The 14,617-nt window shown below is 48.3% G+C and carries 13 protein-coding genes; 8 read left to right on the plus strand and 5 right to left on the minus strand.

Annotated features, from left to right (window positions below; all coding sequences use genetic code 11):
- Nucleotides 1-256 (minus strand): hypothetical protein (locus E1189_RS06835; protein ID WP_230460237.1); only part of this gene is annotated, 256 nt, incomplete at its 3' end.
- Between the two features lie 310 nt (nt 257-566).
- Between E1189_RS06835 and E1189_RS06840 the strand changes: the two genes are divergently transcribed.
- Nucleotides 567-2,306 carry a type I restriction-modification system subunit M/S gene (locus E1189_RS06840; protein ID WP_155159287.1) on the plus strand — a complete coding sequence of 580 codons (1,740 nt, stop codon included), beginning with the start codon at nt 567-569 and terminating at the stop codon, nt 2,304-2,306.
- A gap of 16 nt (nt 2,307-2,322) precedes the next feature.
- Here the strand turns inward: E1189_RS06840 and E1189_RS06845 are convergent, their stop codons facing one another.
- On the minus strand, nt 2,323-3,186 hold the full coding sequence (locus tag E1189_RS06845) for an SDR family NAD(P)-dependent oxidoreductase (RefSeq protein WP_155159288.1): 864 nt from the start codon (nt 3,184-3,186) through the stop codon (nt 2,323-2,325).
- 240 nt (nt 3,187-3,426) lie between these two features.
- On the opposite strand from E1189_RS06845, the gene E1189_RS06850 reads away from it, so the two are divergent.
- The 5 genes from E1189_RS06850 (at nt 3,427) to E1189_RS06870 (ending at nt 9,014) form a co-directional block, all read left to right on the plus strand.
- A complete protein-coding gene (locus tag E1189_RS06850; protein WP_155159289.1) occupies nt 3,427-4,800 on the plus strand; it encodes a glutamine synthetase family protein in 1,374 nt (457 codons plus the stop codon).
- A 16-nt stretch (nt 4,801-4,816) separates the two neighbouring features.
- Nucleotides 4,817-6,205 carry an aldehyde dehydrogenase family protein gene (locus E1189_RS06855; protein WP_155159290.1) on the plus strand — a complete coding sequence of 463 codons (1,389 nt, stop codon included), beginning with the start codon at nt 4,817-4,819 and terminating at the stop codon, nt 6,203-6,205.
- Nucleotides 6,206-6,222: 17 nt separating this feature from the next.
- Nucleotides 6,223-7,392, plus strand: coding sequence for an iron-containing alcohol dehydrogenase (locus E1189_RS06860; RefSeq protein ID WP_196221280.1), 1,170 nt, complete (start codon nt 6,223-6,225; stop codon nt 7,390-7,392).
- A 19-nt stretch (nt 7,393-7,411) separates the two neighbouring features.
- Complete coding sequence (locus E1189_RS06865) at nt 7,412-8,113, plus strand: glutamine amidotransferase-related protein (RefSeq protein ID WP_155159291.1); 702 nt, start codon at nt 7,412-7,414, stop codon at nt 8,111-8,113.
- A gap of 310 nt (nt 8,114-8,423) precedes the next feature.
- Nucleotides 8,424-9,014, plus strand: a complete 591-nt coding sequence (locus tag E1189_RS06870) for a hypothetical protein (RefSeq protein WP_155159292.1) — start codon at nt 8,424-8,426, stop codon at nt 9,012-9,014.
- Between the two features lie 61 nt (nt 9,015-9,075).
- Here E1189_RS06870 and E1189_RS06875 read toward each other — a convergent pair whose 3' ends face one another.
- Complete coding sequence (locus tag E1189_RS06875; protein WP_155159293.1) at nt 9,076-9,849, minus strand: ferredoxin--NADP reductase; 774 nt, start codon at nt 9,847-9,849, stop codon at nt 9,076-9,078.
- Nucleotides 9,850-9,960: 111 nt separating this feature from the next.
- Here E1189_RS06875 and E1189_RS06880 point away from each other — a divergent pair, with 111 nt between their 5' ends.
- Nucleotides 9,961-10,848, plus strand: coding sequence for a LysR substrate-binding domain-containing protein (locus E1189_RS06880; protein WP_155159294.1), 888 nt, complete (start codon nt 9,961-9,963; stop codon nt 10,846-10,848).
- A 69-nt stretch (nt 10,849-10,917) separates the two neighbouring features.
- Here the strand turns inward: E1189_RS06880 and pssA are convergent, their stop codons facing one another.
- Both pssA and E1189_RS06890 read right to left on the minus strand, forming a co-directional pair.
- Nucleotides 10,918-12,261 carry a CDP-diacylglycerol--serine O-phosphatidyltransferase gene (gene pssA, locus E1189_RS06885; RefSeq protein ID WP_155159295.1) on the minus strand — a complete coding sequence of 448 codons (1,344 nt, stop codon included), beginning with the start codon at nt 12,259-12,261 and terminating at the stop codon, nt 10,918-10,920.
- A 231-nt stretch (nt 12,262-12,492) separates the two neighbouring features.
- On the minus strand, nt 12,493-13,794 hold the full coding sequence (locus E1189_RS06890; RefSeq protein WP_155159296.1) for an OprO/OprP family phosphate-selective porin: 1,302 nt from the start codon (nt 13,792-13,794) through the stop codon (nt 12,493-12,495).
- Between the two features lie 283 nt (nt 13,795-14,077).
- Between E1189_RS06890 and E1189_RS06895 the strand changes: the two genes are divergently transcribed.
- On the plus strand, nt 14,078-14,617 hold a 540-nt coding region (locus E1189_RS06895), incomplete at its 3' end, for a hypothetical protein (RefSeq protein ID WP_155159297.1).

Consider the following 14,617-nt stretch of genomic DNA (forward strand, 5'->3'; position numbering starts at 1 on the left):
CAACATCCTCCTTTAGGCCAGACACATCACTCTTGAGCTCAGCAATATCAGCCTTCATCTCAACATTGTCGGCCTTGAGCCTGGCTGTATCAGCCCTTAGCTCTGCGATAGCGGCCCGGTTTTCGTCCTGGTATACATCAACCTTCTTATCGAGGTTGGTAACCTTATGATCAAGCTTACCAACTATCCGTACAATATCGGTAACGGTAACCTCCAAAGCATCCTGCCTGGCTTCTAACTGGCTGACTCCTAACACGCTGACAACTCCTACGCTCGGCGAAGTGGGCTCCCCAGCATAGCAAATACTCGTAAGTGTGCCCCAGAAGCAGTTTTCTAGATTTTAGTGGCAAGTTACCACAGCAAAACAGGGGAAAGTTGCATCCTTTTCCGAGTAGTCACGCACATAATAAATAAATCAGCGTCTGATTTATTTATTTCTACAAAACTAACTTTTTCTGCCTGTAATTATCGTAAGAAGCTTCTTATATTTATTTTATTACTCATAATTTTCGGTCAGAAACGCTAAGGACTTAAGCGGGCTGGCTCATCTCCAAAAGAGCAAAACAATGAGCAGGGATGTCATTCTTCGTATCACCCAAGGGCTGGACACTTCGCAGCCTTGGTACCCAAAAGCGTTGGAGTTTGTTGGTCAGCTGAGTTGCTGGTTGCAGAAGCAGTCATCTAGCTCGGATGTGAATATCTCGAACATACAGGACAGGTTTCAAGAACAGCTTGAAAGTGAACTGGAGCAGCGCATATTTCAAGCTTCACCAGTAAGCCAAATGCCAGAAGAAACAGCTCAGTTACTGCTGAGCACCATGCTGGAAGCCTCTCAGCGACAGCTGCTGAATTTCCCACAAATCCCTGCAGCTCTTATCCTTTGCCACAATCACTCAACTCCGAGAAATGGACACTGGTTTCTACCCGGCGAAATTGCAGAACTGATGGTTGGGCTGCTGGATATGCCGGAGGGCTCATCACTATACTGCCCGTTCGATGAAAACATAACTCTTATCCCTAAAACACAGACTGGTGGACATATTGTAAACGAGATAACAGGTGACTCCTTACTCGCCCTTATCTCACACTATCTCCAGAGTGACTCTTGCGAAATCGCGTTTAGTAACCCACTCACCCACCCCACACAAACAACACCTGGCGGTTTAAAGCATTTTGATTTCAGTGCTTGTGCACCTCAGCCCAATGATCGTATTCAGGTGAGTAAATTGAATGACTTATATGGCCGTTTTCCTGAACAGCCGCTGTATGGAGATGTGGTTTATATTCGCCACCTTCTCAGCCAAACCTTAAAGCGCACGGCGGTTGTTGTATCTAACGCCATGCTCCAGAGAACCAAAGGCAAAGAGAGGGAATTCAAACGCTGGCTCTTGAAAAACGGTATGGTTAAAGCCGTGATAAAACTACCAGGACGTTCTATTCCAGGTTATCGCAACACGGCTTCATTACTTTTACTGGATAGGCAGGAAAACACATCAGATATTTTACTGTTCGATGCCAGTGCCCCCTATTTCAAAAGCTCAGGGAGAAATGGTTTATCCATCCTTAAAAATAGCGATGCCGTTATCGAATCCATTCTTGATAAAAAAACCAATGACTACTGCTGTCGAGTCCCCGTAAAGGAGATCATTGCGAATGATACCAATCTCGATGTTCTCCGTTATCTGCCGAAGAAAACGGCTCGCCAGACATCCAAAGGCAGCGAACGTCAGTTTGCCCCTCTCGAAGAACTGGTTGAGTTGATTCGCGCACAAGCTATTCCCAACAATGCTGAGCATTCTACCAACCATGTTCTTGAAGTCACCCCCGTCAATATCAACAATGCCGGGGATATTGAGCAACCAGATAAAACTGTATTCTTCGGCGTGGAGCACCACCGCAGAGTACAACTACAAAGGCTGAAACCTGGAGATATACTGCTGGCAATTAAAGGCAACACTGGTCGTTCTGGGCTAGTGCCGGAAATCTGCGGTGATAACTGGGTGGCGGGGCAGGCTTTCCAGATTCTTCGCTTAAAAACCGGCGCGCCGATAAAGGACTCCCGTATTCTATTTCAGTATCTGAACTCAACTGCAGGGAAGCACTACCTCAGCAGCATCCGATCAGGAACCGGTGTCGCCTTTCTGCAAACCCAGGATATTCGCCGAATGCCGATTCCCCTCCTTACCAGCGAAGAGCAGAATCTGGCCTTACAGTCATGGCATGAAATCCGGAAGATCCATGCCGAAATATCCTACCTGCAGGAGAAAATTTCTGTGCAGCAAAGCCGGTTATGGGAGTCCGGTTAGGGAGTTATTAGAATCCTTAAGCTCGATATTGTGCCTTGCGCATCTGGTGTCCGTACAACTCAAGCGCTTTTATAACCATTACCTGATATTTCGTCGGTAAAAAACGCTGAACCAAGTCAATAACTTTGGCATCAGTGCCCACAAGAATCCTGCTTTTGTTTTTCTTCATACCGGTGAGAATAATCTGTGCTGCTTTCTCCGGTGTTGTTTTCGCCAGCTTCTTATTGAACTCGTTTTTTTGCTGTTCCTCTGAAAGCTGCGGTCCCACCTGCTCCAGGATACGAGAACTATTTACAATATTGGTTTTGATACCGCCTGGATGAACGCAGCTCACACTTACAGAGCAACCTTCCAGCATCAACTCCATCCGCAAGCTCTCACTGAAACCACGCACAGCGAACTTTGAGGCATTATAGGCTGACTGATTTGGCATGCTGATCAGCCCAAATAAACTGGAAACATTCACAATATGTCCCCACTCGGCTTTTTTTAAATGAGGAAGAAATGCCCGGGTACCATGAGTTACTCCCCAGAAGTTAATATCCATCTGCCATTCGAAATCACAATCTGTCATAGATGCGACACAGACATTCAAGTTCACTCCAGCATTATTGATAATGACATTCACCCGTCCAAAGCGTTCGACAGTTTGATCAGCCCAGTTATAAATTTCATCTCGCTTGCTGACATCCACAATCTTGCAGGAAACGTCTCTTCCATAAGCACGACAGAGTTCCGCAGTTTCCTGCAAAGGCTTTTCTGAAATATCTGAGATGGCAACTATCGCACCTTCACGGGCACACTGAATAGCTAAAGCTCTTCCAATGCCGGAACCGGCACCTGTAATAGCGACAACAGCACTTTTTAAACTTGTTGGCATGGTATTTACAACCTGTCAAATGGAGCGTCCTTATCATTGTTCCGCTAAGATGACCCAGATTAGTCCAGAGATACAGATGTTCCCATGCCAACAGGGCAGTGCTCACAGGTCAGAGAAGCAGCCTTCTGGTCTGCTATTTTCTAAGTACCTGACCTATAAAGTTTTTAGCAGGTGTCGTGCAGTTATTACTGTGTCAGTATCAAAGCCACAAAAACAATAGAAAGCACGCAGGAAACCCGAATGATAAACCCAAGAGATGTACGCACGGTTGAAGACGCAAAAAAAATTGTTGAAGAGCGCGGCCTCACCCACGTGAAGGTTGGCCTGTTTGATAACGACGGTGTGATGCTTGGCAAATACATGAGCAAATCCAAGTTTTTCTCATCCCTGGAAAACGGTTTTGCCTTTTGCGATGTTATTCTTGGATGGGATTCCAAAGACCAGCTTTACGATAACGTAAAATACACAGGCTGGCATACCGGCTATCCCGACGCCCCCGTACGAATTCTGCCAGAGTCCTGCCGTGACATTCACACCGAACCCAACATGCTGCTGTTTATAGCGGAGTTTGATAAACAAGCCGAAGCCATCTGCCCTCGCGGCACTCTACGCAGAGTGATTGAGAAGTGCAACGAACTGGGTTTTGAACCTTTTTCAGCACTGGAATACGAGTTCTTCCTGTTTAATGAAACACCCAAATCAGTCCGGGACAAAGGCTTTCGTAACCTTGAACCTATAACGCCCGATTGGTTCGGCTACTCAATTATACGCAACTCCGTTCACTCCGAGCTCTATCACCAGATTCTGGAGATGGGCGAAGTCATGGACTTTCCCATAGAAGGCCTTCATACCGAAACCGGCCCCGGTGTCATTGAAGCCGCTATTGCCGTAGACAAAGCCGATAAAGCGGCTGATAAAGCGGCCCTGTTCAAAACCTTTATGAAAGTGCTCGCCCAGAAGAACGAAATGATGGCAACATTTATGGCTAAATGGTCGGAGGATTACCCGGGCCAAAGCGGTCACATCCATATCTCCCTGCAAAACAAAGACGGCAGCGGTTCGGCATTTTTTGACGATAAAAACGAACACAGCATGAGTTCGGTTCAACGGCACTTTATCGCCGGCCAGCAACGTTTGATGCCGGAATTTCTCGCCATGCTCTCGCCCACTGTTAACAGCTATACACGGCTTATCCCCGGCTTCTGGGCTCCAACAGATGCTACCTGGGGCGTAGAAAACCGTACAACAGCCCTGCGAGTGATTCCCGGTTCGTCGAAATCCCAGCGGGTGGAATACCGCCTTGGCTCAGCTGATGCCAATCCATACCTCGCACTGGCAGCGGCACTGGCTTCCGGCCTTTACGGCGTGATGAATAAGTGGGAGCCGGAACCTCAGGTGAAAGGCAATGCCTACGAACAAACACACTCACCCGAGCTGGCGCTTCCCAGAACTCTTTGGGACTCAGCACAGCGTTTCAAGGTTTCCAGCGCGGCTCGGGAAATGCTGGGGTCTGAGTTTGTAGAGCACTACGCTGCTTCCCGGGAATGGGAAGAGCGGGAGTTCCGCAAACACATTACCGACTGGGAAATGGACCGGTACTTTGAAATTATTTAACAGGCAGTAACGCATTATGAGCAACAAGCTAAAAACCATTTCGCCGATTGATGGTTCTGTTTACATAGAGCGTGAACTGGCGGGTACTGCTGAGATTGAACGCACAGTGACTCTCGCAAAAACAGCACAGAAAGAGTGGCAGGCTACCAGTATTCAGAAGCGTACCGCCCTTTGCCAAAAAGCGGTGGAAGCTTTCGTTTCAAAAAAAGACGACATTGCCCGGGAACTGTGCTGGCAAATGGGTCGTCCTATTCGCTACGGCGCAGGAGAAGTGGCCGGCTTTGAAGAGCGGGCCAGCCATATGATTGCCATTGCTGAAGAAGCGCTGGCTCCTGTACAGATTCCCGAAAAGCCCGGCTTTCAGCGCTGGATTAAGCGTGAAGCACTGGGCACTGTGTTCGTCGTAGCTCCCTGGAACTACCCATACCTGACCGCTATCAATGCCATTATGCCAGCCATTCTGGCGGGCAATACGGTGATTCTAAAACACTCAGCCCAAACGCCGCTGTGCGCCGAACGCATTGCTGAAGCCTTTGCCTCTGCAGGCTTGCCGGAGGGTGTATTCCAGTACCTGCACCTCTCCCATCAAACCACGGAAGAACTGATGCAACACGATGCCATTGATTATGTGGCCTTCACAGGTTCCGTCAGTGGCGGGGAAATGGTGGAAAAAGCCATTGCTGGGCGCTTCATCGGCGCAGGCCTTGAATTAGGGGGCAAAGACCCGGCCTATGTACGAGCCGATGCTGATCTCAATCTCGCAGTGGAAACCACAATCGATGGCGCATTCTTTAACTCTGGCCAATCTTGCTGCGGCATTGAACGCATCTATGTTCATGAAAGCCTCTACGACAGTTTTGTAGAAAAGGCCGTTGCGTTGGTCAATCAGTATAAACTTGGACGTTCTGACGACCCAGAAACCACCCTCGGGCCCGTTGTTCGTACATCGGCTGCTGACTTTATTCGAGGGCAGATCACCGAAGCTCTCTCACAAGGCGCTGTCGCCCATATCAATGCCAGTCATTTCCCCATGGATAAGCCCGGTACGCCTTATCTTGCGCCTCAAGTTCTTACCAACGTGAATCACTCAATGAGAGTGATGATGGAAGAGTCCTTTGGGCCGGTGATTGGTATACAAAAGGTGTCGTCCGACAGGGAAGCCATTACTCTGATGAACGACAGTGAGTTCGGCTTAACCGCCTCAGTGTTCACCAGAGATATCGAAGCGGGCATTGCCATTGGAGAGCAGGTGGAAACCGGCACTTTCTTTCTGAACCGCTGTGATTATCTTGACCCGGCACTGGCATGGGCAGGTGTAAAAAACTCTGGCCGGGGTTGCACGCTTTCCAAACTGGGTTATGAGTCACTGACACGACCAAAGTCTTTCCATATCAAGGCTCCCTGAACTGAAGGTATAACAATATGAATCTGGATCAGTTTACTGCCAACTGGAATTATCCAACTTCCGTTCGCTCCGGCATTGGCCGGATTCACGAGCTTGCAGATGCCAGCAAGGAGCTGGGAATAAAGTCACCCTTACTGGTTACCGACCCGGGGCTGGCTTCTCTTTCTCCCGTAAAGAAAGCTTTCCAAATTTGCCAGAATGCAGATTTAAACTGCAAGCTGTTTACGGATATCAAAGGCAACCCGAATGAACAGAATGTGGCCGATGGCGTAGCTGCTTTTAAAAATGGACAACACGACGGTGTTATTGCATTGGGTGGTGGCTCCGCACTGGATGCTGCCAAAGCCATCGCCTTAATGGTGGGGCAGAATCGCCCTATCTGGGATTTTGAGGATGTGGGAGATAACTGGCTGCGAGTGAATGCTGGCGGCATTGCTCCTATTATCGCTGTGCCTACAACGGCCGGTACTGGCTCTGAAGTTGGCCGTGCATCTGTTATCACGGATGAAGAGAATCACGTTAAGAAGATCATCTTCCATCCCAAAATGCTGCCACAGATTGTGATTCTGGATGCGGAGCTCACAACCGGGCTGCCAGCCAGGATTACAGCTGCTACGGGTATGGATGCTCTCTCCCATAATCTGGAAGCATACTGTTCACCTTTCTATCACCCTATGGCTCAAGGTATTGCCATTGAAGGCATTCGTCTGGTGAAAGAGTTTCTACCTAAAGCCGTATCTGATGGTGCTGACCTTGAAGCCCGCAGCCAGATGATTGTGGCATCCAGCATGGGCGCAACAGCATTCCAGAAAGGGCTGGGGGGGATGCACGCACTCGCACATCCTCTGGGTGCTTTGTACGACGCCCACCACGGTTTACTCAATGCGATTCTGATGCCCTATGTGCTGAAAGCCAACCGAGTAGCCATTGAGGGTCGTATTGTGCGTCTGGCCAACTACCTTCAGTTAGAAGACAACACGTTTGATGGGTTTATGAAATGGGTTATTGAACTTCGGGAGACGGTTAGCATTCCCCACAGCTTGAGTGATATTGGCATTGATACGGCACACGCTGAAAAAGTGGCCGTTATGGCTACGGAAGATCCATCCGCAGGCAGTAACCCGATTTCCTTTTCCGCCAAACAGTATGCAACCATTTTTACACAGGCCGTAAACGGTCACCTTTAACTCAAGGCTCATACCCATTATGAAAATTGGTATTCTCCAATGTGACGATGTACAGAAGCAGCTACAACCGAAACATGGCAATTATCCTGAGATGTTTCAGGAGCTGTTTCTGGCTGAAGATGCCCTCTGTGAGTTTCAATTCTATCGCGTGCTTGATGGCATCTTTCCCCAAACCACACACGAATGTGATGCCTGGCTCATTACCGGTAGCCGTTATAGCGCTTATGATGCTTTGCCATGGATTCCAGCCCTTAAAAAATTTGTTCAAAGGCTCTATCAAGAGAAGCGCAAGCTGATAGGTATCTGTTTTGGTCATCAAGTGATGGCAGAGGCTTTGGGCGGAAAAGTCACCCTTTCAGAGAAGGGCTGGGGAGTGTGCATGTCTTTCAATAAAGTATGTACACACAAACACTGGATGGAGCCAGCCAGAGAGGATTTCAATTTGTTAGTCAGCCACCAGGATCAGGTGACAACCCTTCCTGCTGATGCACAGATACTTGCTGGCAGTGATTTCTGCCCCAACTACATGATCCAGTATGGCGATCACTTTCTCAGTATTCAGGGGCATCCTGAATTCTCACCCACTTATGCGAAAGAATTAATGCTCACACGTCAGGATCGCATACCTGCAGACAGGATTGGGGAAGGTCTTGAATCACTGTCATATGCACCGGATAAAACACTGGCAGCACAGTGGCTACTGCGTTTTATGAGCCGCTAAACGGTCGGCAGAAAAATTATATCCGAAAGAGGCGTTCTCAACAGTGCAATAAAGATAACTTAACTGTTATAAGAAAAATGAACTTCATGCGTGGCAACTCTCTAATACTAAGAATAAGTTCTGTTGCCACAAATAGAGGGATTTAAAGAAAATGAACAATTTATCGCCGAACGCCATACCCTGCAACGTACTAACGACGCACACAGGAGACCTGCAGCCCTGTACATGTAAGCCGGAATTGAAAGGGGATAATGTTACTTTGCGTCATGCAGGTTCGCATGTCCATATCCAGGGGAGGGCTTTTCCGGTCATGACCCTGGCTCAAAGAGATACCGCTTCCCAGGAGCCTCAACTTTTCTGTCTGGTTGCGCTGAGTCAGCCTTCATTGGAGCTTCCTGATTTTCCTGACACTGAAGAGGGGCGTACCTGTCAATGCGCGTTAGATACCCTTAATAAATTTGATAATGAGCTTATGTATATCCGCTTACAAGATATGGCCGCATACCTTGTAAGTGCTCACATAATAAATTTTGATGATTTGCGAAGAGTCAGGGCTCAGTGTGTAGATAGGGATTCAAACCGTATAATTATCTCGATAATAAAGGCACACATAAAAAGCAATAAAACAACAGAGGCCTTTACGGCACTGAAAAACGCTCTCGCTCGCACCGAGATATATAACCCCTTGGTTAGGTCTCTACAAACAACATTTGATGAAAAAGTACAAGCACTGTCCCGTTCTGAATTTACGGCACAGAAAAGCGCTCTCAGTCACGAAGGCATAGATGACGCTACGGCTAGCTCCGTACCGTCCCGTTCTGAATCTGAGCGCGTTGTACGACGCTCACCACGGCTTGCTCAATACGCTTCTGATGCCCGGCATGATCAAAAGCAACCGTAAGACCATTGAAGATGATAAGAGCCCGGGCCATTGCTTTTGCATAGCCTGGGCACTTATGGGCTTACTTCTCAACAAAAGCCCGCTCAATCACGTAGTGCCCGGCATTGCCATGTCGAGCTTCTACAAAGCCGCGGGCATTTAAAATAGCGCAGGTGTCTTTCAGCATGGCCGGGCTGCCGCAGATCATAAAGCGGTCATGCTCCAGGCTGAATTCTGGCAAGCCTAAATCCGCAGTTATCTGGCCGTTTTCCATAAGGTCAGTTAAACGGCCCCGTGTGGGAAATTCTTCCCGCGTGACTGTGGGGTAATACACCAGTTTTTCCCGTACCATATCCCCGAAAAACTCATTCCCTGGCAGTTCGTCTTTAATCATGCTCTGGTAAGCCAGCTCAGACACGTAGCGTACGCCATGAGTGAGAATCACCCTGTCGTACTGCTCATAGGTTTCCGGATCTTTAATAATGCTGATAAACGGCGCCAGCCCTGTACCCGTACTGATCAACCAGAGATTTCGCCCCGGAAGAAGGTTGTCCAGAATCAGCGTGCCTGTGGGTTTACTGCTGACCAGAATTTCATCCCCTTCCTGCAAATGCTGCAAACGAGACGTCAGCGGGCCATCAGGCACCTTAATGCTGAAAAACTCCAGTTCCTCTTCATAATTGGCGCTGGCCACGCTGTAAGCACGCATCAGCGGCTTGCCATCCACTTTCAAACCAATCATGACAAAGTGTCCATTCTTAAACCGGAAGCCAGCATCCCGGGTTGTGGTAAAGCTGAACAGAGTGTCATTCCAGTGATGCACTCCTGTAACTGTTTCTGTTCTTATGGAACTCATAATGGTTCAGCCCCTGCAGTCGCTTTATTCTTCTGATATGTTTGAGGTTACTTGGTTTTCCCATATCGGTTAATCTGTTTTTATAAATATAATTAACCGGTTTTCTCGATAATGCGTTATACCCTGCGCCAGCTTGAAGTCTTTATTGCCACAGCTCACACCGAGAATATATCCCGTGCCGCTGAGCGGCTTTCTATGTCCCAGTCTGCCGCCAGCGGTGCTCTGAAGGAACTGGAAAAACAATTCTCCATGGCTCTGTTTGAACGGGTGGGCAAACGCCTCAAGCTCAGCGAGATGGGGCACTGGATTCGCCCAAAAGCCGAGGCACTGATCTCACAGGCTGCGGAACTGGAATCGGCCTTTCACAACCAGAGCAGTATAGGCAGCCTCCGCGTAGGTGCGACCCTCACCATCGGAAATGATCTGGCCACAGAGATTATGGTGAAGTTTCTCAAGGAACACCCCCAGGCTGCGGAGCAAGGCCATCTCTCCCTGGAGATTGCCAACACCGAAAATATCGTCAAACGGGTAGAGAACTTTGAGATTGATCTGGGACTGATTGAAGGCGAACTTCATCACCCTAAACTGTCTATTACTCCGTGGCATAACGATGAGCTCGTCGTCTTCTGCGCTCCAGAGCATCCACTGGTTAATCGTTCAAAATTGTCTGATAACGATCTGATCAGCCATCGCTGGATACTGCGAGAGTCAGGGTCTGGTACTCGACAGACCTTCAATCGAGCCATGCACGATCTTTTACCAGAATTGCAAATTGCGCTGGAGCTGCAACAACCTGAAGCCATCAAGCAGTCAGTGGCAGCCGGGCTGGGCATAGGTTGCTTAAGCCATATCAGCCTGAAAAAGGATCTGGCAGAAGGGAAGCTGGTACGCCTGCCTGTGAGCCGGGACTTGCATCGCCACTTCTATGTTGTGCTGCATAAACAGAAACATCACACCCGTTACATACAAAGCTGGCTGAAGCACCTCAGAGACACATAAAAGCCAGGCACTCTACGCAGACCTCACATGGGCAAATGAGGTCTGCCATTCAGCGGTTACCTGAAAGTATCAGATGATTTTACGAATAAGAACGTGGGCTTTCAGCTTACGGATCCGTCCGATCAGGCGCTGCACCTCAACAGGATAATCACTGACCTTCTGAAGCTGACGATAGCTCTCAATGCGCGTTGCTTTTTCCACTATCAGCGCACGTTCATGGGAGAAAGCATCCTTTAATGTCTGTTGAGGGTCCTGCACCAGAATACCGTTTTCCAGATCCAGCCCCCAGGCGCGTGGGTTGAGATTACTGCCGGTCACCATGGCCAGCTCATCATCCACATACAATCCTTTCAGGTGGTAGCTGTTGCCGCCATCTTTCCAGACCAGCAGATTCAGCAGGCCAGCGGCAATATCCTTCTGGTGCTTACGGGCGAAGGAGCGCAGGCTGTCCTCATACAGATAGGGAAGACCACCGATAGTGGAGAAATCTTCTCCTGGTGGGATGTAAAAGTCGTTCGACGTTTTATCCCCAACAACAATGGTCACCTTCACACCGCGCTTAAGCAGCTGGTTAACATCCTTGGACACCGCACGGGGAAGGTTGAAGTAGGGTGTACAGATGAACAGTTCCCGTTCGGTAGAACGAACCAGATCACGAATCATCTTGTTCAGCTTGTTACCACGGGGGCCAATACCACACGCCGGTGTCAGGCCGATCTTGCAGTGCGCCTGACCGGTAAAGCTGTAATGGGCGCTGCGCATGCCTTTACGAAAGCTGCGCACCTGTGCTTTTAACTGCCGTCGCACCACTTCTTCATCAGTATTTAGCTGCTTAACGGCAGGATGCTTAAGAAAATAGGTGCGAAGAAAGCGCACAAAGCTGTCACTCAGCTCTTGACTGCGAATCTCGTGATAGCGGTCGTAACGATACTTGTCATTTTGATGAAGATACACATCATTGATACTCGCACCGGAGTAAAGAACCGTGTTATCAAAAACAAAACCTTTCAGGTGCAACACGCCAAACACTTCACGGTTCTTAACCGGTACACCATGAATATGGACAGGTAACTTGTATTCGCTGGTGAGCCGACGGTAAAAATCCCGGTTAGTCTGGGAAGCGGCTTCACCAATACGGCCACGCTGGGCACGGTGAAAATCTACGAAGACCTGAACATCAAGCTCTGGTCGAGCCTGACGCGCCTCAAACAGTGCCCGCAGGATCTCTTCGCCTGCATCATCGGCTTCAAGGTAAAGTGCTGTGATGTAAATACGCTGAGTCGCCGCCTGAATCAGTTGTAGAAGGCGGTCTTTAAAGCCCCGGGTTGTTGTAATAATACGATAATCTGTGGCGTCCACAGAAACCTGGGGCAGGTTATTGAGTCGTTCCCGATAATACGCAGGTGCAAACATACTTCTGCCTGAATGGGGTTCCGCGCTACCGGTTATCTTTAGCAGAACAACCGTACACTCCAAAAAAGAGGGTGCATCAAACGCAAAAAGCAACCAGAGAAAGGCTCTGGTAAATTAAACAGCCCACTGTACCAAAAAATCCATTGCGGTGCAGGGTTTGTTAATGCCCACAGGAACGACAAAGGCTGCCCGGGGAGAGGGCAGCCTTTAGGTGCGAGGTTTTCAGCTATCTCAGAAAACGAACTGGACACGACCTACGACAGCAGAGCCATCAACATCACGACGTTTGCTGGTACCGGTATAAACAGCTGTTTTATCAATCAGGTTGCTGGTGTTACCGGTCACATAGTTCAGGCTGGCGCGAATGTTCTTGGTTGGGAAGTAGTTCACACCCAGAGTCATGGCGTCAACTTCCACATCCTTCCTGCCCTCAGGGTCAGTGCCGGCATAAGCGGTGCCTTTAGCATCTACAGTCAGGCTGGCATAACGAACAAACACTTCCCACTGACCGCCAGATGGCTTACCGAAAGCACCGTCCTTATAGGTTCGCTTACCACCACCCAGCATATAAGACACCTGACCATAGTAACCGCTCAGATCAACATCCGCCTTAGTGTTGGTTGTATCTTTCTGGTTGATACCACGCATCATGTATTCACCCTGCACCTGCACAGAGCCTAACTGTGCAGCGGCTTCCAGAATGATTTCGCTATCACCACTGGTGGTGAAATCAGTACCGCCAGATGAAACATTATAAAGCGTCTGGGACGATGACTTTTTTACACCCAGTTTCGTTTTGTTTTCACCGGTTCTGGCTTTATCCGGATTGGTGTTGTGATAACTCACACCCAAGTGAACAAGCGTGTTGTCACTCATAATCGGAGCGACTGTTGCACGAGCAGTAAAGCCCCAGGAATCGTCATCGTTGTTCTTGTAGTCTGTCAGCCCATCATGGTGAATACCGGCTGCCAGAGTGTATTGCTTCTCGTAGATAGCAGCCTGAATACCGTAGTCGTTGGTTTCATCACCACGCATAACGTCGTAAATAAACGGACGCTCAATACCCATAATCCAGGAAGAACTTGTTGTATTCTCCAGGCCGAAGTCACGTCCCCACTTACCCAAACGCACCTCAACCGGATTCAAGTGCAGAAAATCAAGATAGGCGTTATCAACGACAAAGTCATTATCGTTGGCATCAGTACTTTTCAACTTGAGTTTCAAGGCATATTTAAAATTCTTGTGCGCTTTACCACTAATCTTCAGTTGGCCACGACGAACATAACCGGTAGTTTTGTCCTTACCCTCATTCTCAGAGTTATAAACGCCATCAAGAGAAGCATAATCCCACTGTAACTTACCGCTGACCTTGAAAGAAAAATCACCACTTTCAGTCTTAGCACTGAAGCCACCGTTCTTGGTGCTGATAATAATGTCTTCACCTTCAGTTCTTACGGTTCCCGCCTGAGCATTGATTGCCAGACCAGCTGTCATTGCGGCAGCTACGGCCAGAGAGATAGCTGTACGTTCCATTAACCCACTCCTCAGTGAATAAGTACCCAGGTACTTATGTGTTTTTATTGTGTGTTGGTTTTGATGTCTTTGATTATCACCACTGCGAGGAAAGAGTTTGGACGGTGAATGTTTCAGATGGGTTATTCTTTTTTGAAGGTTATATTTAGGGAGGATTGCAAAAATATGTACACATTAGGCTGTAAGCACCTAAGTGCAAAGGCTTGAGGGTTTCCGTACAGGCACTACATAACGACTCTCTCAAAATACCGTATCTATCTGCGTCTGAGGTGTTGAACCAAAAATGGCTTGTGCTGTCAATATCGTTAGCGATTCAGGGAAGACAACACAGGTATTATCAGAAATGCAGCCATTTCACTCTATTTCAAGGAAAAGATCTTCAGACTGTGAGCCGGAATTTAGCACTGAAAAAAGAACATACAGTTCTGATTCGGTCTCAGTCTCGAAAGTCAGTCATACTCTCTCTCAATTAGGTGCGGATAAGAAGAAAGCTTCCTCTTCCCCGATTCATAACAAACAGGTCAGCCATTCTTCCTTTTTAAATCCTGCCTTTCAATCAGCCCCTGCATTTGACCTGAATTTTGTTGCTTCTGATCAGGATGTTTTACTGACTCTGCAAACGATTAATAAACAGCATCAGGATGCTGACGTTGTTGTTATGAATTCTCACGATGGACTTGAACAGGATAATCTTGTTCATCGCCTGACCATTACAGACGATGGTGAGCATCAGGTTCATCCCGGCAAGCTGTTCAAGCATTCATCTCCTCTGGTTCTGGTTCTTGATATTAGTAAGATGAGGGCTGATGAAATTACTGCCTTT

Origin of the sequence: Parendozoicomonas verongulae (assembly GCF_009711465.1) — a bacterium.
GTDB lineage: Bacteria > Pseudomonadota > Gammaproteobacteria > Pseudomonadales > Endozoicomonadaceae > Sansalvadorimonas > Sansalvadorimonas verongulae.